The 17,964-nt window shown below is 38.5% G+C and carries 18 protein-coding genes and 1 tRNA gene; 8 read left to right on the forward strand and 11 right to left on the reverse strand.

What is annotated here, in order from left to right:
- Positions 1 to 3 precede the first annotated feature (3 nt).
- A complete protein-coding gene (locus tag ML462_RS08405) occupies positions 4 to 975 on the forward strand; it encodes a quinone oxidoreductase family protein (RefSeq protein WP_240713360.1) in 972 nt (323 codons plus the stop codon).
- Positions 976 to 998: 23 nt separating this feature from the next.
- Here ML462_RS08405 and ML462_RS08410 read toward each other — a convergent pair whose 3' ends face one another.
- Genes ML462_RS08410 through ML462_RS08430 form a run of 5 tightly spaced genes read right to left on the reverse strand, consistent with a single transcriptional unit; the run spans position 999 to position 5,076 of the window.
- Complete coding sequence (locus ML462_RS08410; protein WP_240713361.1) at positions 999 to 1,970, reverse strand: type I phosphomannose isomerase catalytic subunit; 972 nt, start codon at positions 1,968 to 1,970, stop codon at positions 999 to 1,001.
- Between the two features lie 15 nt (positions 1,971 to 1,985).
- Positions 1,986 to 3,602, reverse strand: coding sequence for an ArnT family glycosyltransferase (locus tag ML462_RS08415; protein WP_240713362.1), 1,617 nt, complete (start codon positions 3,600 to 3,602; stop codon positions 1,986 to 1,988).
- Complete coding sequence (locus ML462_RS08420) at positions 3,586 to 4,212, reverse strand: lipid-A-disaccharide synthase N-terminal domain-containing protein (RefSeq protein WP_240713363.1); 627 nt, start codon at positions 4,210 to 4,212, stop codon at positions 3,586 to 3,588. The genes ML462_RS08415 and ML462_RS08420 overlap by 17 nt, the downstream gene beginning before the upstream one ends.
- Positions 4,205 to 4,921: a glycosyltransferase family 2 protein gene (locus ML462_RS08425; protein WP_240713364.1), complete on the reverse strand. Its 717-nt coding sequence runs from the start codon at positions 4,919 to 4,921 to the stop codon at positions 4,205 to 4,207. The genes ML462_RS08420 and ML462_RS08425 overlap by 8 nt, the downstream gene beginning before the upstream one ends.
- Positions 4,918 to 5,076 carry a hypothetical protein gene (locus tag ML462_RS08430; RefSeq protein WP_240713365.1) on the reverse strand — a complete coding sequence of 53 codons (159 nt, stop codon included), beginning with the start codon at positions 5,074 to 5,076 and terminating at the stop codon, positions 4,918 to 4,920. Before ML462_RS08430 ends, ML462_RS08425 begins: the two co-directional genes overlap by 4 nt.
- A gap of 241 nt (positions 5,077 to 5,317) precedes the next feature.
- Between ML462_RS08430 and ML462_RS08435 the strand changes: the two genes are divergently transcribed.
- The 4 genes from ML462_RS08435 (at position 5,318) to ML462_RS08450 (ending at position 9,282) form a co-directional block, all read left to right on the forward strand.
- A complete protein-coding gene (locus tag ML462_RS08435; protein WP_240713366.1) occupies positions 5,318 to 5,914 on the forward strand; it encodes a (2Fe-2S)-binding protein in 597 nt (198 codons plus the stop codon).
- A complete protein-coding gene (locus tag ML462_RS08440; protein ID WP_240713367.1) occupies positions 5,911 to 6,891 on the forward strand; it encodes an FAD binding domain-containing protein in 981 nt (326 codons plus the stop codon). Before ML462_RS08435 ends, ML462_RS08440 begins: the two co-directional genes overlap by 4 nt.
- A 2-nt stretch (positions 6,892 to 6,893) precedes the next feature.
- Entirely contained in the window at positions 6,894 to 9,101 is a 2,208-nt protein-coding gene (locus ML462_RS08445; protein ID WP_240713368.1) for a xanthine dehydrogenase family protein molybdopterin-binding subunit, read from the forward strand.
- Positions 9,102 to 9,208: 107 nt separating this feature from the next.
- A tRNA-Arg gene (locus tag ML462_RS08450) sits at positions 9,209 to 9,282 on the forward strand.
- Positions 9,283 to 9,339: 57 nt separating this feature from the next.
- On the opposite strand, the gene ML462_RS08455 is transcribed toward ML462_RS08450, so the two are convergent.
- The 5 genes from ML462_RS08455 to ML462_RS08475 all read right to left on the reverse strand — a co-directional run bounded on the left by ML462_RS08455 (position 9,340) and on the right by ML462_RS08475 (position 12,697).
- Positions 9,340 to 10,065: a hypothetical protein gene (locus tag ML462_RS08455; protein WP_240713369.1), complete on the reverse strand. Its 726-nt coding sequence runs from the start codon at positions 10,063 to 10,065 to the stop codon at positions 9,340 to 9,342.
- 34 nt (positions 10,066 to 10,099) lie between these two features.
- Positions 10,100 to 11,158, reverse strand: coding sequence for a redoxin domain-containing protein (locus ML462_RS08460; protein WP_240713370.1), 1,059 nt, complete (start codon positions 11,156 to 11,158; stop codon positions 10,100 to 10,102).
- A 37-nt stretch (positions 11,159 to 11,195) separates the two neighbouring features.
- Positions 11,196 to 11,687 carry a hypothetical protein gene (locus tag ML462_RS08465; RefSeq protein ID WP_240713371.1) on the reverse strand — a complete coding sequence of 164 codons (492 nt, stop codon included), beginning with the start codon at positions 11,685 to 11,687 and terminating at the stop codon, positions 11,196 to 11,198.
- A gap of 2 nt (positions 11,688 to 11,689) precedes the next feature.
- On the reverse strand, positions 11,690 to 12,196 hold the full coding sequence (locus ML462_RS08470; RefSeq protein ID WP_240713372.1) for a hypothetical protein: 507 nt from the start codon (positions 12,194 to 12,196) through the stop codon (positions 11,690 to 11,692).
- 105 nt (positions 12,197 to 12,301) lie between these two features.
- Complete coding sequence (locus ML462_RS08475) at positions 12,302 to 12,697, reverse strand: hypothetical protein (protein ID WP_240713373.1); 396 nt, start codon at positions 12,695 to 12,697, stop codon at positions 12,302 to 12,304.
- A gap of 216 nt (positions 12,698 to 12,913) precedes the next feature.
- Here ML462_RS08475 and ML462_RS08480 point away from each other — a divergent pair, with 216 nt between their 5' ends.
- The 3 genes from ML462_RS08480 to ML462_RS08490 are packed head-to-tail and all read left to right on the forward strand — an operon-like array spanning position 12,914 to position 16,730.
- Complete coding sequence (locus ML462_RS08480; protein WP_240713374.1) at positions 12,914 to 14,764, forward strand: peptidase MATCAP family protein; 1,851 nt, start codon at positions 12,914 to 12,916, stop codon at positions 14,762 to 14,764.
- On the forward strand, positions 14,761 to 15,807 hold the full coding sequence (locus tag ML462_RS08485; protein ID WP_240713375.1) for a glutathione synthetase: 1,047 nt from the start codon (positions 14,761 to 14,763) through the stop codon (positions 15,805 to 15,807). Before ML462_RS08480 ends, ML462_RS08485 begins: the two co-directional genes overlap by 4 nt.
- An 11-nt stretch (positions 15,808 to 15,818) precedes the next feature.
- Positions 15,819 to 16,730 carry a M14 family metallopeptidase gene (locus ML462_RS08490; protein WP_240713376.1) on the forward strand — a complete coding sequence of 304 codons (912 nt, stop codon included), beginning with the start codon at positions 15,819 to 15,821 and terminating at the stop codon, positions 16,728 to 16,730.
- A gap of 75 nt (positions 16,731 to 16,805) precedes the next feature.
- Here ML462_RS08490 and ML462_RS08495 read toward each other — a convergent pair whose 3' ends face one another.
- Entirely contained in the window at positions 16,806 to 17,954 is a 1,149-nt protein-coding gene (locus ML462_RS08495) for a lactonase family protein (protein ID WP_240713377.1), read from the reverse strand.
- Positions 17,955 to 17,964 lie beyond the last annotated feature (10 nt).

Here is a 17,964-nt window from a genome sequence, read left to right on the forward strand (position 1 = left end):
ATTATGGGTACTAAAATGAATGCGCTCACCTTTTCAAAATTTGGTGGGCCTGAGGTAATGGAATATATCAGGGTGAATAAGCCCGTTCCAGGAGATGGGGAAATCCTGGTAGAAACGAAGGCTATCGGTCTGAATTACGCCGATATCTATCGAAGAAAAGGCAATTATCATCTAAAAGGTGAACCTCCTTATATTCCAGGTTATGAAGCTGCAGGTATAATTGTGGAATCAAAATCTGAAAGGTTTAAGATTGGTGAAAGGGTTGCCTTTGCAGATGTACCTTTTGCCAATGCTGAATATGTTATAGTTCCAGAGGAGCACGTAATTCCTTTACCAGATCCAATTAGCTTCGAAATTGCAGCTTCACTGCTTTTACAGGGTTTAACAGCACACTATCTGTCTAACGACAGTTTTAAGATAAAAAAGAATGACTGGGTGTTGGTACATGCAGCCTCGGGAGGTGTAGGCCAGATCCTATGCCAGATCGCTAAATCAAAGCAAGCCAGGGTCATCGGATTAACGAGGAGTTCAGAAAAACTGGCGACCATTCTTGACTCCGGAGCAGATAGAGCAATTCTCCTTGATGAAAACTGGAAAAACAGGGTATTCGAGATCACCGGCCCTAAGGGAGTAGATGTGACCTACGATAGTGTTGGTGCTACATTAATGGATAGTTTTGAGGTCACAAAAGAAACCGGTACAGTTGTATTCTATGGTATGAGCGGTGGCGACCCTGAAAAGGTAGATCCCAGAATGCTGATGGATACCAGCAAGACTTTAACCGGTGGAGATCTATGGGGATATTTAAAAAACTCTGAACAACGTATAAGCAGATCGAAAACCTTATTCGATATGATCGTTAAAGGCTCTTTAAAATTGAAGGAACCTGTAAAATTTAGATTATCTGAAGGAAGGCAAGCACACGAGTATTTAGAGTCTGGAAAAAGCTCAAGTAAAGTTTTATTAATTCCCTAAAGGCATCGAAGAAAATCGAAGGATTATTCTATGTAAATCTCAAGTAGGTCGGCATTTTTAGCCTCGATATTTAGCTTTTTGGTATTTGCTGGTATCAAAACAGTCTGTCCCTTTTTCAGTGCCTCTGAATTATTTTCAATACTAATGATAGCTTCTCCATCTACACACATGTAGATCACGAAAGAATCTAATGAGGAATAATCTTTTTCAATGTTCCCCTCTACCGGTAGAAAATTTGTGGTAAAGAATTCACAGGAAGCGATCATTGAAGATGAATTTAGATCCTTTTTATAATCGAGTTTAAAATCATCCTTTTTTTTAAGATCCAATGCATCAAGAGCAAGTTCGGTATGCAGTTCCCTGCTATTTCCCTTTGAATCCACTCTGTCCCAATCATAGATACGGTAAGTGAGATCTGAGGTTTGCTGAATTTCGGCAAGTAATACTCCACCTCCAATGGCATGAACTTTACCTGTATTTATAAAAAAGGCATCTCCTTTTTCTACTTTTTCAAAATTCAAAAGTTCAACGATCTTTCCATTTTCAAGATGCTCTAAATATTCGGCTTTATCAATTTCTTTCTTAAACCCTATGTTCAATTTAGATCCTTCATCTGCCTGCATTACATACCACATTTCGGTCTTCCCGAAAGAGTTATGTCGCTTTTTGGCCAGTTCGTCATTAGGATGCAATTGTACAGAAAGATCGGTTTTCGCATCGATGAATTTAATGAGTAATGGAAAATCATTCCCAAATTCAGAATAAACTTCTTTACCAACGAGATCTTCCTTATACTCAGCAATAAGATCGGTAAGTTTTATACCTTTTTCAGGTCCTTTGGCTACCACCGAAATAAAGCCTACTACCCCCGATATCTCCCAGCTTTCACCAATTTCATCCTTAGTAGTTTTTTTGTTCAGGATTTCACCTAATTTTTTGCCTCCCCAGATTTTCTCCTGGAATATTGGGGTAAACTTTATGGGATAATTGATCATTTTCTTCCTTTTAGCTTAAAGTTTCTCTACCAAATACAGCTCTCTGAATAACCTGCTTTTATGTTTGTTACCTACCGGATTCATATCTATTTCATCAATTTTTTCAATTCTGTAATTTGAAAAAGTTTCCTGCATCGATTCTTTTTCCTTGGAAAGGTTCAGCAAAAAAAACCTGTCTTCAGATGGGAGATCGAAACCATCTCCATTCCAAAGTACTTTGATTGGCCTTCCGTATTCCCAGATAATTTCAGGAGCAAATGACTTATATTCATAAACCGGAATAGGATCTTTCTCTCGATATTTATCTACCAGAAGGATACTTTTATATTCTGGATTTACTTCGATCTTCCGGGCCATTGGTAATCCAAAAAAAATAACACTTATAATGAACCAGACCGTAAGGTAAAAAACCGGTTTAATCTTGTTCTTCCTTAAATAATTAAGGATCAGATAACCAATTGCTACTAAACAAATTGAGGTTGCTGCAAACCAAGGCCATATATTTGATAGAATCTCACTAAAATAAATAAAACCGGCGATAGGAAATATAAGGCCAATCAATGCAATCAAACCGAAATTTAAATATACCACGAATTTTTCCTTTTTCGGCATCATATCGAACCTTCGGAAAAGATACTCAATATAGAAGGCGGTATTCAGAGCAAGAGGAATAAGGACCGGAAGTAAATATCTTGATTTTTTTTCCGGGATTATGGATAGTAAGACCACCGAACCTAAGGTCCACCACAATGTGAATTTATAACCAGTTTTGTTAAAAACGCGATTTTTCAGGTAAGGATACAAAAGTCCTACGAATGCCGGTATGGTCCAGATGCCACTCTGGATTACGAAACTCCAGTAATACCAGAAGGGTCTTACGTTATAGTCCAGCCAGCGCCCAGTTTCTTTATCTGTTACCCTGGTAACTGCATTTGTATCGAAAAAATAGACATAAAGGCTCCAGGAAGCCGATACGGCCAGGGCTGTGATCAACATAACAGCCATGGCTCCCCAATTGCCCCTGAAATTTTTATATCTATACACTACCCCGTAAGCTATTAAAAAGGGAAGTAATAAGGCATACATGGAAACAGGACCCTTGCTAAGAAAAGAGCATCCAATTAATAAGCCTGAAATTATGGCGTTAATATATTTAGAAGACTCTTCGGTGAAAATTTTATAGATCCCGTAAATTGCCATGATCATATATGCATGAGTATGAATATCCCATTGTCCGTCTCTTCCCGAATAAAGTATATAGAATGATGTTGCCGCAATAAGGCCAGAAATAAAAGCATATATCCTGTGGCTTGTATACCTCACCCCAAGCTTATAAATAAAGAGCACGGTTAAGGTTCCCATGATGGCCGCCGGCAACCTTAAAGCAAACAAACTTTTCATGCCAAAAATCATCATGGAGATTGCCGTCATCCAGGTAGGTAGCGGTGGTTTTTCATAGCGTGGTTCATCATTTAGGGTGGTAAAGATCCAATGATCCAGGTTGATCATTTCTCTGGCAGCTCCAAAATTACGAGCCTCCATGATATTCACATATATAGCATCCAGATTAACAAAAAAGATCGCTATACAAACGAAAACCAATAAGAGAAAATAATTATCCTTTAGTTTCATTCTTCTGAATATAAATATTTCTAATATACATAATCAAACCAAATCCATGGCCGGCCAGTAGGACGGGATCCTGCCTGAATATGGCGTAAGTTAAAATCACTCCTGAACCAATTAGGCTCAAAACCCAGAATCCAATAGGTAAAGAAGACACTTTCTTCTTTTCGGAGTATACCCATTGATATACAAATCTTAGGGTAAATATCAACTGACCTATAGATCCCATAATCAACAACCAGAAAGGGATCAGGTTGTTTCTAAAAAGGGAAGCCGCGTCATATTCATTATTATTAAATCCGTACAAAACTATTAGCAACGGAAAAATAAACAAAAAGATGCGGAATGCTTTAGGAAACCTGGTCCACTCCCCCTGCAGCTGGAGATTCCTTATATAAATAAAATAGGTTAAGGTCTGGCCTAGCATAATGGAGAAGTCATCCCTAAGATATCCGTAGACAAAAAGTAGGAAGGAGGCCAAAAGGCTCAGATGCCAGAATAATATTGGAGTAATTATTTTCTTGCTTTTTTCAGAAAGCAACCATTGCAGGATCATTCGCCCTGAAAACAATAATTGAGCAATAAAACCCAGGGCATAGACGAGCCAATCACTCATCCCTTTTTGCTACTTTATAATTGATGTAGGATTTTCTCATCCATACATACGCGAAGCAATCCATTAGCGGCCCCATGAACCTGTTTCGAAAATTATATTTTGATTCACCTGCAAGCCTTGGATAATGTGGAATTTCCACTTCCTTGATCTTACCATTCTGTAACAAAACCATAGCCGGTAGAAAACGTTGCAGACCTTTGAACATTGGTATTTGTTGAGCGAAAGTTGTTTTCAGGATCTTTAAAGGACAACCTGTATCGTGCATATAATCCCTTGTAAAAACATTCCGCACACCATTTCCAACCTTCGAAGAGATCCTCTTTACCCAGGTATCCTTTCTATCCCTTCTCCAACCCGTCACAAGATCAAATTCATCAATAAATGGCAACAACTTTTCAAAGTCTTCAGGATAGGTTTGCAGATCGGCATCGAGATATCCCAGAATTGGAGTATTTGTATGGTCAAAGGCGGCTTTTAAAGCAGCACCTTTACCAAAGTTCTTTTCGAAAATCAAACAACTAAAATGGTCGTGACCATTACAGTGGTCGAGTATGAGCCTGGCACTGGAATCTGAAGATCCATCATCAACTAGTAGAACCCTGGTTTTTATGCTCGCTGAATGTATGTATGAATCCAGTTTATCAAATAATTCCGGCAGGCATTCCTCTTCGTTGTAAACAGGTACAATAATAGTAAACTCGTAATTCATGCTTCAGCAAATGTAATGAAAGATAGGTCTACCATAACCTCACCCGTTTTAAGAACAAGGCTTATAGAATCTGGGGGTGTTGAATGAGGGAAAAAATAGGAAAGTCCCTCTAGGTCCTGAAGAACCGTGGAAACTTTTAACAAAAATTCAGGCATATAACTAGTCTCGAAATTAGGCGCTAAATTAAGATAAATTTATGAACCTGTAATTATGAGAGATAGTTGAAAATTGAAAATGAATAAGCTACCTCATATTCCATAAACTCTTAGAATAAAAGAATAATTTATACCTCAAACAAGATAAACTAACTGAAAATCAACAGATAATATATTTAAAAGAAATAACATTGCTTAAAATCATTTATCTTAATAGCAGAAAAATATCTGTGGTTCCTTTATGAAAACTGAAGCTTCAAATACTTATTCCAGAAGATTCTTCATTAAATCTTCCTCAGCCTTTACAACTCTAGCCTTTATACCTAATTCGGTTAAGAGTTTCTTCTATCAGGTTAAAGAAAAGTTTTTTGTGAAAAAACAGAAGATCCCTCTATCTGTTTCCATCAATAATAAAGAATATAGGCTTGATGTCGATACACGGACGACCCTACTCGATCTACTAAGAGAAAATATAGGTCTTACCGGAACTAAAAAAGGATGTGACCATGGGCAATGCGGAGCATGTACCGTTCATATAGACGGGGAAAGAAGATTGAGTTGTCTAACCCTTACTGCTATGATTCCGGGAAAAGAAATTACGACAATCGAAGGCCTGGCTAAAGACGGCAAACTACACCCAATGCAGGAGGCATTTATAGAAAACGACGGATTTCAATGCGGTTATTGTACACCTGGACAGATCATGTCTGCAGTAGCCTGTGTTCAGGAAGGACATACCGGATCTACTGAGGAAATCAAAGAATTTATGAGTGGAAATCTTTGCCGGTGTGCAGCTTATAATGGCATTACCAGGGCAATTCAAAAAGTTGCGCCATGAAACCGTTTGAATATTCTAAAGCTGAAAATACAACCTCTGCCATAAAACTGGCTGGAAACTCATCAATGTATATCTCGGGTGGAACCAATCTGATAGATCTCATGAAGAAGCATATTCATGAACCTGATAAACTCATAGATCTTACTGATGCTGTTTCTTCAGAAATAACTGTTCAGGAAAATGGAATTCGGATTGGTGCCATGGTGCGTAACTCAACTCTAGCTGAGGATTCCCTGATTTTGGATAAATTTCCTTTGTTATCAAGAGCCATACTTAAAGGTGCCTCCCCGCAAATAAGAAATATGGCATCTACCGGCGGAAATTTACTTCAGCGTACACGCTGCCCCTACTTTTATGATACCGCCCTACCCTGCAATAAAAGGATTCCAGGTAGTGGTTGCGGTGCTTTAGAGGGAAATAACCGAATGTCGGCTGTTATAGGCTATTCGAATAGTTGTGTAGCTGTACATCCTTCAGATATGTGCGTGGCTTTGGTTGCATTAGATACAAAAGTTGAGATCCTTAAACCTGATGGCAATACTGAAATGATCAATTTTGAAGATTTTCATCGGTTGCCTGGTGATAATCCCCAGAAGGACAACAACCTACCGGATGGAGCAATTATTACAGCGATCGAAATTCAGAATAATTCCTTCAACAAAAATTACGATTATTTAAAATTGAGGGAAAGAGAATCATATGCCTTTGCCCTCATCTCGGTTGCCGCTGCCCTGGAACTCTCCGGAAACTTAATCAGGGAGGCCAGATTAGCTTCTGGCGGAGTCGCTCACAAGCCATGGCGCTGGAAGGACGCAGAAAACTTCCTGAAGGGTGAAAATGCTACTGAAGAAAATTTTAAAAAGGCGGCTGAACTGGCCATTGAAAAAATTGCGCCGTTAGAAGATAACAAGTTTAAAACTGAAATGCTCAAGGGAGCGATACAACAATCATTCATGAATTGTGTCACAAATCGATAAATATGGATTATTTTTTTGAGAAAGAAGTAGAAAATAATGCCCGGGGCCGAGTTGAAGCTGAAGAAAAGGTAACCGGCAAGGCTAAATATTCAGCAGAATATGATATTCCTGAACTAGCTCATGCCGTGATGGTTGGCAGTACTATTGCTGCTGGTCGAATATTGAATATAGATATTGCGAATGCTAAAGAAGCACCCGGAGTTATTGACATTTTAACTCATAATAACCGGCCTACGGTACCTGGTATCGCTACAGAAGAGGCCTGGAAGAAATCCAGGTTTAGTTTACCCGTATTTCATACCGATAAAATTTATTACAACGAGCAGCCCATCGCTATGGTAATTGCAGAAACCTTGGAAGATGCAACCTACGCCGCATCCCTGGTTACTGCAGATTATGAGGAATCAGAATTTGAAACAAATTTTAAGGAAGAACGAGATTCTGTCGAGACCATTGAAACTAAGGAGGAAAAAGGATCCAGAGAAAACTGGCAAAATGCTGATCATATAATAGAAAGGGAATTCAAAATAGCCATGGAAGTTCATAATCCAATGGAGCCACACGCAACCATTGCAGATTGGAAAAATGGCGAATTAACCCTCTACGATAAAAGTCAGAATGTTTATGGTGTTCAGGGAAATATTGCGAAGCTTTTCGATATAAGTGAAAATAACATCAGGGTAATTTCTGAATTTGTAGGGGGTGGATTTGGCTCGGGATTATTAGTCTGGCCAAATACCGTCGTAGCAATAATGGCATCTCAGCATTTAAACAGGCCAGTGAAAGTCGTTCTTACAAGACCTCAAATGTTTACTAGTGTTGGGCACCGGCCAGAATCCTGGCAACGCTTTAAAATTGGTGCAGATAAATCTGGAAAGTTTTTGGGATGCTATCATCAGGCTAAGCATGCCACTTCCAGCCATACCGGACATACAGATAATATTACCGGTTTAACCTGGAAGCATTATCACTTCCCCAATATTAAAACTGAACAGGAAGAAATACCACTAAATATTCCCAAACCTACATGGATGCGTGGTCCCGGTGATGCTTCCGGAGCATTTGCAATTGAGAGCATCGTAGATGAACTATGTGAAAAATTAGATATGGACCCCGTAGAAGTTCGATTAATGAACTTATCTGAAACTGATTCACAAGGAAAACCATGGTCTACTAACTATTTAAACGAATGTTTAAAGATAGGTGCAGAAAAAATAGGATGGAATAAAAATCGAAAATCCAAGCCTGGAGAATTGAAGGAAGGTGAATGGAATATTGGTTATGGTATGGCAGTGGGATTTTGGAACGCGGGCAGACAGGATGCCGATGCATCTATCGAAATGAAACCTAATGGGGATATTATTGTTAGATCTGCAATGACCGATATTGGTACAGGAACCGGTACGGCTATGCAAAATATGGCTCATAATTTTCTGGGGATTCCAAAAAATAAAATAGCTATTGAACTAGGTGATTCCGACTTACCATATGCACCTTCTCAGGGAGGAAGCTGGGGGTTATCCTCTCTTAGTGGAGGTGTCGCTGCAGCTTGTAAATCGCTTAAAACAAAACTTGTTGATCTTGCTTACGGTTCAAAGTTTGAGAAAGGCAAAGGAAATTTGAAACTCGTAAAATTAAATTCTGACGGAATAAGTATGGAAGACGATAGTCTTGAGCCTGTATCTTATAAATCAATATTCGATAAAAACAACTTAGGTGTTTTAAACGTAAAAGCTTCATCTTCCCCTAGAGAAGAAGCCAAAAAATATGGTTTTTGTTCTTCCGCAGCTCACTACGTAAAATTAAAAGTGAATAAACTTACCGGGGACATAAAAATACTTGAGATGGTAAGCGTTGCAGATGGAGGTAAAATTATCAACGATCAGGCAGCAGCAAATCAGGTGATTGGAGCAGCCATTGGAGGAATTGGAATGGCATTGATGGAAAAACAGGATATAGATCATAATCACGGTCGCTTAATTGGGAATGACCTGGCGGGCTATCACTTTCCATGTAATGCAGATGCTCCTATCATCGATGTTTCTTTTATTGATAAACCAGATTATAATAGAAATCCAGCCGGTGCAAAAGGACTGGGAGAGGTTGGGATTATTGGTTGTGCAGCAGCGATCACCAATGCTATTTACAATGCAACCGGTAAAAGAATGCGGGATTTACCAGTTACACCAGATAAAATTTTAATGGCTTAATTGGTTAGGTTTCAGAAATTTATTTTTGTGATTTAAAAAAGCCCGATAGTTTTTTAAAAAAAGCATTGTTTTATTTATAAAGTGGCTTATATTTGCAACCGCAAAAAGGTCTCGTAGCTCAGCTGGATAGAGCATCTGCCTTCTAAGCAGACGGTCACAGGTTCGAATCCTGTCGAGATCACAAAAAGCCTCGCATTCGCGGGGCTTTTTTGTTTTTATTCTTCCGTTTTTCCTAAACTTAAAACTGGTAATAACATGCTCCGAAAGGAATTTGTTCTAGGCTGGTTTTATCTATTTCCTCATCAAATTTTTCCTTTTCCTGCAAATCATAGAATAGGTAATGCACATTTCCATATTTACAAATAGAACCGATGGAAGCAGCATTCAGCCCACAAAAGGAAATATCCTGAAATTCTATATTATCTTTTCTTAGGTTCAATAAATGCCTGATCAAAACGTCGAGGTCGTTTCCACCCGCAAGAATGGCTCCTGAAAAGTCATCTTCAATATCCATCTTTTTAAACCAATTCAAGGCTTCCAAATCCCTTATTGTGTCTAAAGAAGACAGCCAGTTAAACGGAAAATCCATAATAAACTGAATCCCACCCCAACCAAGATTTTGGTCCAGCCTACTTAGTTCCTGACCAAAAAGGCTTATATGATCTTCAAAATTATCAGAAGTTGTGGTTAATATGGTTTCAGCCTTAAATCGACCAATTTCAGGCACTACCTGAATATTATCCCGAATCGGTTCAAATTCCTCTAAAACCGGCTTGTTCCTTTCGGCGCATTCTTCTTCAGAAAGCTCCACCCATTTTTGCTTTTCTTCGAGATAATTTTCACCTGGAATAAATAAAGGGTAATTCTTGCCAGGAGCATATACTTCAGCCTGTACGTTCTGGACATAGGCAGCCAGAATCTTATTTCTATTAAGACATTCTTCCCTGGTGATCAATTCAAGCATACCTGAAAACTTTTTAAATTTCAGCTTTATCCATTTAGATCTCTACCCATTCTGTACCTTTTCGCTTAAATTTTTTATCTACTTTTCCTGCCATATAGGTAATATACTCACCAGTATATTTGCCGTTTTCAAGATGATATTGAGTTGCCCGGTCTCCAAAGTCGTTGTACAGAATTACAGATCCGGTTCCATTTTTTATGGTTCCGTGGTCTACTTTTTTACCAGAAAGGTCGTAGGTGTACAAAATATTGTAGATCATCCCGTTTTTATATTCAAATTCATTTTTCAATTTTCCACCTACGTACCAGTTTTTTTCACCTATGAGTTCGTTATTTTTATAAACAGTTTCTTTAGTTTTTAATCCAAATTTTTCATAATAAGAAAATTTCCCTTCCCTTATGGTTAGTTCTTTATCCTTGAAATATCCCTGCATTTGTAGACTTCCATCTGCCCACCTGTCCTGTACATAATAAAGGCCATCAATATGGTCTACCGTACGAAAATAGAAGTGAGTAGCTTTATTAGCATAATTCCAGTCCTCATCATAATACACCAGTTTGCTGCCAATACTTTCAGCAGCGTTGATAAGGTTCCTTGCGGTTTTTTCTGCATCTTCTTCCACCCATCCCAACTTGGAATAAATCAATTTCCCATCCTTAAAAAGGTAACTGTATGGAGCCCGAGTTTCGGTTTTATTATGAAACGATCTAATATTATTATCAGGATCCATATAAATATCAAAGGTCCAGCCTTTGGATATGGCAAATTCCTTGATGCCCATCACGGCATCATCTTCTGGCACATATACGTTTAATCCAATTACATTAATTTTAAATCCGTCCAATCGGTATCTTTTCATTTCCTCATGCAGGATCTCGAGAGCCTCCACACACACTTCGCAATCATTGAAATAGGTGAAAAGAATCACTGGGTCGGAATTGTTTTTAATTATATCGTTCACCTTAACTTCAATGCCTCCAAGAGTTTGAACTTTAACTTCAGAAATCGAAGCCTGGGACCAGGCATTTGAAGTAAATAAAACAGTTAGCAATAGCGGGATTGCCAGTTTTAAAAAAGATTTTAAAGTATTCATTTTTGTTCGAATTTAGTTGACAGTATTGATTGTAGATTTATGGTTTTGAACTTTTATATGGCTTGTAATTTACGATGAGCTCACAATCCGGCCGTTTTTTGAGAAAATGATCAAGACTGGATTCGTCAATTTCAGGCGGACTTACGATGAGGGTCTTCAGGTTTGGCAAATCTGATAATCGTTTAACCCCGCCGCAAGTGACTTCTGTGCTTCCCAGATGCAGAAGTTCCAGGCTTTTTAAGTACAAAAGGTGATCGATGGCCCGGTCAGAAATATTCATCGATTTCAATCTTAACTCCCTTATAAATTCAAGGTTTTGCAGGCAGGGCATTCCGTCGTCATCTATCAGGTTATTATCCAGGTCGAGTCTTTCTATTCTCCGAATTCTACTGGTAATAAAGCATAACTCCTCATTGGTGAAACTTTCATCCCTAAGGTTAAAATGTTCTATTTCTGTGGGGATGTTTGACTTGCTCCCAAAACTGAATTTGGTCTTCCAGAAGCGTTTTTCCTTTTTACTGAAACTCATAACTATTTTTTCCTAAACCCGCAGACACTTGCATCGTGCTGTAACTTATGGTATTTCTCTGTGGTATACTTTAAATGTTTGAAGGCCGCATTCAACAAGTAGCTGTCTTTTTCTGAATCTACGTAGATCTCTAGGTAATCAAGTTCAGCTTCCTTTCTACTATTACAATCCCGCGAAAAGCCCAGTTTTAGTTCCCCGTTGAAATTTGAAACCTCAACAAGATTGACCACGGGAAGTTCCACGGCGGTGATATATTCAACGGGATCGTTGAGTTCCACCGTGGTATTATACAGCTGAATGACTACTTTTTCGTAGTCTTTATTCTTTTTAATGAAAATAGAATCTACGTGTTCAGCTTCCTCATTGGAAGGAACCCTGTAATACAACTGGTTAATATTAGTTCTGGTTTCGTTGATGTGGTCAACGGCTGAATCCCACTCCTGCGCAGAAGTGGCGGTTGGATATAAAAGACTGAATGCGATTAAGTAAGGAAGATATAAAATCTTCATTAGGTTAATTCAGTATTGGTTAGCGCTACTAAAATAAAAAACTTTTTTAATATTTGTTTAACACTTCAAATTTTGAAGATTATCCAGCCTTATAATAATTATTTTTCAGGAAGTAGAATAAGTTGAAGATTTCAGATACCCGAACAGAATAAACAGCAATTTATCTTCATATGGGCTTAAGCTGTCGGATTCCAGGAGAAACACTTCAGAAAGCGATTCGATCATTTCCTGTTCGTCGATGTCGCCAAGTAAATTTTTGGCCTTTTCAGCAAGTGCAAGATTAGACCTGTTCCTGGTCGCGATCAATAAACGAATAGAATTCTTCCTGTTTTCTTCGGCGAGTAAACAGCCTATCATTCCGATGCTTTCGTGATCTTCCGTATCGCAAGCCCTAAGAATTTCCTTTTCCTTTTCTGAGAGTTCGCAATTCGATAGACGTAAAAGCTCTTCCCTGCGTTCAAATTCAGAATTGGGGCTTAAAATCGCTCGTTTATTTATCATTTAAAATTTTATTTCAGCAGAAATTAGAGTGTTTAAGAACCAAGCAATCTTTTCCTAATTATTTTAAAACCATTCTTAAAGTATTGTCAAAAGACCGCAATAAAGGTAGTAAAGCTTTTAATCTTCCTAAATTGAGTATTACAAACCTTTTAACCAATCAGTCAAACCCTATAAATAGTGTATTAAGGTCCACTATGAAAAAAAGTTTTCAAAAAAATGCAGGCAATACCTGATTTATCTGAAAATTCCATTGAACAAATATTAACAATTCTCGAAAAAGATAAAGAGATTAATTGTAAACTTCCCGGTAAAGGAATTTTACACATTGAAAAAGAACTTCCCTATCTGGTTATTTACAGACGTAAAAAGAATGATAGGGGGACCAGGAGATTTGTAACTAACGAATCTTCCTACCTCATCATTGGTGATCAGGATTTTTCCGATTACAAAAAATTACTCTATAGGATCGCAGATAAGATTTCAGCTAAAATGAAATCCTACCTTCTTTTTGAGATCTATTCAGGTAAATCTGACTCAAGAAAGGTTAGTATCAAAGGTCCTGCAAAAAGATTGCCTTCGAGCCTGGATTCCCTTAAAGAAGATTTTCTGAAAATAAATAATGAATTCAGGGGAATATATCTTGATACAGAGATACTGGACACTCCTTACCGGCAGGCTGAAAATGAGGAACCTTTGTTGTCCATTGAAGAAGCAAAAAACTGTGGTGCAGTGGTCGTTGGTCTTGAGATCCCCCCGGTTTATCGAAATGAAGAGAATAAACTATATCCTGTTTTCTTCAGAAACTTCAAGGATTTTGTGATAAAAGCAATGCATCGCTCCTTCTACGAATTCATTAGGGTTCAATCTTCAGGAGGTGTTGCGAGTTTCAATGCCCTGGGAAGAAAGTACCTTAAACAGATCGTTTTCGACATAGATAAACAACTTGCTGATATCGAAAGATCATATCAGTTTCTATGGCTGGTTTCCCCAGCGAATATTCATGAAATAAAAAAAGAATTCTTTAAAAGCGATTATAAGAATGTAATAGATTATCATTACAGGTTATTACCGGTAGATCCAGATGTTCTAAAGAGAAAATTATACAACCTTAAAATCGAGGATATTGATGATCCGGCTATGTCTTACCTGTTCCGGGAAAAACGCGAGGAGTTGGATATGCAAATAAGCATGTTAAGTGAACGTGGAACGAAAAATTTCATGTATGACAGTATCAGGCTATATAAGGGAGTGGAAAAGAAATTATGCGAAGAAGCCAGAAATATTCTTGAGAACGTCCCTGAAAAAAATGGAAATGATGAAGATGACTTACTAGATTCAAAAGCCTTCAGTAGTCTGGCCAGGAAAGAATTTGATTTCTTCAGAAAACAGGATGAAAATTTTAAATGTAAGGTGCACATACGAAAAGATGTAAACGTCATGATGGTTTCCCATGGTGAATTATACATCCCAGCAGACTATAAGATGAATCGTATTGAAGCTGAAGCTCTTATTCAGCATGAAGTTGGCACGCATGTTTTAACATATTATAACGGGAGTAATCAACCATTGCATCAGTTAAGCATTGGCCTGGCAGATTATGACCCCCTTCAGGAAGGTCTGGCAGTCATGTCTGAGTTCATGGTTGATGGACTTACAGGAAATCGTCTAAGGGTGCTCGCAGGTCGTGTGATTGCTGGAGAAGCTTTAATGGAAGGTGGTAATTTTCAGGAGATATTCAGGTTGCTGAAACTCGACTTTGGTTTTACCCCGGAAAGGGCTTTTAATATAACCTCTCGTATTATGCAGGGTGGCGGATTCATAAAAGATATCATCTATTTAAAAGGTTTAGTCCTTTTAATGGATCACCTAAAAAACGGAGGAGATTATGAACCCCTTCTTGCCGGAAAATTCGGCATTAAACACACGGAAATTATAAAGGAACTTACCGAAAGGAAAGTTCTTAAACCTTTACAGGTGAAACCTAGCTACCTGTACAGCGAAAAAATGTATGAAAAGTTAGATCTAATCAGGAATGGCTTAAGCCTTCCGCAAATGGTATGTAAATGAAAATATGTTTTGTTTTAAATGATGTAGAAACCGAGAAGAATGGAACCTCAACGGCACTTATGTGTATGACCCACCAGCGTGGCCACGAGGTTTACGCGATGGGTGTTGGTGATTTCAATTTTCATCATGACTCTCCCATAAGTGTGAATGTAACCCAGGTTCCTGCCAATACAAAAACCAAATCACCTGCAAAGTTTCTGGAAGCGCTCCAAGGAAAGAAAGCCAAGAAAAAACAAATAGATTCAACCAAACTGGATGTACTTTTTATTAGAAATAACCCTACCGAAGAAGAAGGAAGGCAGTGGGCTGAACAAGCCGGTGTGGCTTTTGGCCGTATGATTCAGCAGCAGGATGTACTGGTACTGAATGATGCCTATGCACTTTCGCACGCTTTCATTGATAAACTTTATTTCGAGGAACTACCACAGGAGATCAAACCAGATTCGATCATAACCAGGGATAAAGATCAGTTGATGGACTTCTGGGAAAAGCAGGATAAAAAAATGGTATTAAAACCGCTTGAAGGTTCAGGTGGGCAGGATGTATACCTAATAGATAAACATGAGAAGAACATTAATCAGATCATAGACCATTTAATTTCGCAGGGTTATGTGATCGCCCAGGAATTCCTACCGGCGGTAAAAGATGGCGATGTTCGGGTACTTCTGTTAAACGGAAAAGTGATGGAAAAGGATGGTGAAAAAGCCATTATAAGGCGGGTTGCCGGCGAAGGTGAATTCCGAAGTAATTTCGCACTGGGAGCTACTGCAGATAGCAGTGACCTTACACCTGAAATGCAACGTATTGTGGACCTTACTGCTCCGAAACTCATCCGCGACGGACTATTTTTTGTTGGTCTGGACATCGTAAAAGATAAACTTATTGAAATTAATGTTTTGAGCCCAGGCGGCATGGAACATTTTAAAGATATAGGTTTGCCTCCTTTTACAGATTATGTGATCGAAGCCATCGAGCGAAAAGTTGAATATAAGAATACCTATAAAGGTCAGCTTTCTAACCGTACGCTGGCCACTATGGACTAAAACCCCGAACTATGAACGAAACATTGAATGAAGAAATTCCAAGGATCATAGGGAAATACACTTCCGGCAAAAAAGGCCCCCTTTTATTTGTTACGAGTGGAATACATGGAAACGAGCCAAGCGGTATACAGGCTATGGAAGCGGTTTTTAAAGAACTGGAAAAAACCCAACCTGAAATTCAAGGAACCATCGTTGGAGTGAGTGGAAATAAGATGGCGCTCAACGAAAATAAAAGATATATAGACGAAGACCTCAACCGAACCTGGACTAAGGAGAATATTAAAAATGGCTCTAAAGATACCCATGAAAAGAAGGAGATGTTTGAGATCATCAACATTTTAGAGGAATTTCCAGAAGAAGATTATACCAAGCGATATTTTCTGGATTGTCACACTACCTCCTCTCCCAGCCTTCCCTATGTTTCTGTTCAGGAAGTGAACGATAATGATGAGTGGGCGCATAATTTTCCTACTTATATCATAAGGGGATTCAGCGATATCATAACAGGTGATATAGATCATTATTTAAGCCGAATCGGGATGACCGGTTTTGTATTCGAAGCCGGGCAACATACAGATGATACTTCAGTTGAAAATCACGAGGGAGTGATCTGGCTGGCTTTAAAGGAAGCCTGTAAACTTGAACTTTCTGAAATTTCAACCTATCCGGAATGTGTAGACAGATTCTCGAAAAAGAATGCGCCTGATCAAAAAACCTTTGAGATCGTTTACAGGCATGGTCTTGAGAATAGCGATATTTTTGAAATGCAACCTGGATATGAAAACTTTCAGAAGATCAAAAAAGGTGAATTGCTGGCCAAACAAAACGGGAATGAAGTAAGAAGCAACTGGGATGCACATATTTTTATGCCATTATATCAGGCCCAGGGCAACGATGGCTTTTTTATTGTTAAAGCCGTATAAGACTCAAAATTAATTGAAAGGCAGCTTTTAAAGCTGCCTTTTTTTAAAATTCTTCAAATTGGTTTAGACTTTGGATCACTTCCTCGCAAATTCCAGGCAAACCGGGGTTTTAACCTCAAATACAGGAGGAATCGGTTTTAATTTACCGGTATCTTCATTGATTCTGTAGGTAGTTAAATTCCCTGTATCCTGACTGGCCGCATATAAAAACTTTCCAAAAGGTGAAATTGCGAAATTACGCGGGGTCTTTCCAGCTATTGGTATATAATCAACATTCGAAAGCTTTCCTGTTTCAGCATCTATTTCGAAAATGGAAATACTGTCGTGGCCTCGATTTGAAGTATAAAGAAATTTTCCCAGCGGATGAATATGAATGTCTGCCGCAGCATTTCCCTGCCGGTAAGATGCCGGAATAGACGAAATATCCTGTATGTGCACCAGGCTACCATCCTTTTGTGCTTTGAACGCACTTACCGTACTGTTGAGTTCGTTTATAGAATATAAATAACTGCCATTTTTTGTGAAACTTAAATGTCTAGGACCAGCTCCCTTTTTTAACTGAATAAATTTTTGGTGATGAGGTTTCAGCTTGCCTTCCATCACATCGAAATGATAGATCCAGATCTTATCATTTCCCAGGTCGGCGATATAAGCATAGCGGTTATCCCCGCTAATTTTAAGCGAATGAGCATTTGCTGTATCTGGATTTTCAAGACTAAGCTCCTGACTTTGGGTTAATGAACCATCTGAATTGATCTTATAGACCATGACAATTCCACCCAAATAATTGCTGACAAATACATGTTTTCCGGCACGATCCAGGGCAATATGGCATGGGGCCAGGCCACCTGTTGTCAATTTGCTTAAATGTTTGAGTTTTCCATCCTCGAGGATCTCAAAGGAATGAATATATCCAGTTTCAGCATCCTGCGGTCCAAGTTCACTTACCGCATAAAGGTATTTTCCCATTTTACCTACCTTAACGAATGAAGGATTTGTTAACTCGGCGGCAAGACCAAGCATTCTTAACGTACCCTCATCATGATGTTGTTCCAATAAATAAATCCCTCTTCCTTTGCCATCTACGTGTCCCTCTTTTTTGGTATAGGTGCCTACATAGATCATATTAACGGAATCCTGCTTTTTCAATTTTTCAGCCTGTGCAGAAATATCTTTTGAAAAAACTATACTTAACAAGCCAACTATCATGATTTTTCTCATCATCCAGAATTTA

Origin of the sequence: Christiangramia lutea (assembly GCF_022489035.1) — a bacterium.
Taxonomy (GTDB): Bacteria; Bacteroidota; Bacteroidia; order Flavobacteriales; family Flavobacteriaceae; genus Christiangramia; species Christiangramia lutea.

What these genes read in the sequence shown, in the direction of transcription:
- ML462_RS08425 (WP_240713364.1), bottom strand. Translation starts at nt 4,921, where the DNA reads ATGAATTACGAGTTTACTATTATTGTACCTGTTTACAACGAAGAGGAA.
- ML462_RS08430 (WP_240713365.1), bottom strand. Translation starts at nt 5,076, where the DNA reads ATGCCTGAATTTTTGTTAAAAGTTTCCACGGTTCTTCAGGACCTAGAG.
- ML462_RS08475 (WP_240713373.1), bottom strand. Translation starts at nt 12,697, where the DNA reads ATGATAAATAAACGAGCGATTTTAAGCCCCAATTCTGAATTTGAACGC.
- ML462_RS08435 (WP_240713366.1), top strand. Translation starts at nt 5,318, where the DNA reads ATGAAAACTGAAGCTTCAAATACTTATTCCAGAAGATTCTTCATTAAA.
- ML462_RS08465 (WP_240713371.1), bottom strand. Translation starts at nt 11,687, where the DNA reads ATGAGTTTCAGTAAAAAGGAAAAACGCTTCTGGAAGACCAAATTCAGT.
- ML462_RS08445 (WP_240713368.1), top strand. Translation starts at nt 6,894, where the DNA reads ATGGATTATTTTTTTGAGAAAGAAGTAGAAAATAATGCCCGGGGCCGA.
- ML462_RS08495 (WP_240713377.1), bottom strand. Translation starts at nt 17,954, where the DNA reads ATGATGAGAAAAATCATGATAGTTGGCTTGTTAAGTATAGTTTTTTCA.
- ML462_RS08460 (WP_240713370.1), bottom strand. Translation starts at nt 11,158, where the DNA reads ATGAATACTTTAAAATCTTTTTTAAAACTGGCAATCCCGCTATTGCTA.
- ML462_RS08470 (WP_240713372.1), bottom strand. Translation starts at nt 12,196, where the DNA reads ATGAAGATTTTATATCTTCCTTACTTAATCGCATTCAGTCTTTTATAT.
- ML462_RS08485 (WP_240713375.1), top strand. Translation starts at nt 14,761, where the DNA reads ATGAAAATATGTTTTGTTTTAAATGATGTAGAAACCGAGAAGAATGGA.
- ML462_RS08480 (WP_240713374.1), top strand. Translation starts at nt 12,914, where the DNA reads ATGCAGGCAATACCTGATTTATCTGAAAATTCCATTGAACAAATATTA.
- ML462_RS08440 (WP_240713367.1), top strand. Translation starts at nt 5,911, where the DNA reads ATGAAACCGTTTGAATATTCTAAAGCTGAAAATACAACCTCTGCCATA.
- ML462_RS08490 (WP_240713376.1), top strand. Translation starts at nt 15,819, where the DNA reads ATGAACGAAACATTGAATGAAGAAATTCCAAGGATCATAGGGAAATAC.
- ML462_RS08405 (WP_240713360.1), top strand. Translation starts at nt 4, where the DNA reads ATGGGTACTAAAATGAATGCGCTCACCTTTTCAAAATTTGGTGGGCCT.
- ML462_RS08455 (WP_240713369.1), bottom strand. Translation starts at nt 10,065, where the DNA reads ATGCTTGAATTGATCACCAGGGAAGAATGTCTTAATAGAAATAAGATT.
- ML462_RS08420 (WP_240713363.1), bottom strand. Translation starts at nt 4,212, where the DNA reads ATGAGTGATTGGCTCGTCTATGCCCTGGGTTTTATTGCTCAATTATTG.
- ML462_RS08415 (WP_240713362.1), bottom strand. Translation starts at nt 3,602, where the DNA reads ATGAAACTAAAGGATAATTATTTTCTCTTATTGGTTTTCGTTTGTATA.
- ML462_RS08410 (WP_240713361.1), bottom strand. Translation starts at nt 1,970, where the DNA reads ATGATCAATTATCCCATAAAGTTTACCCCAATATTCCAGGAGAAAATC.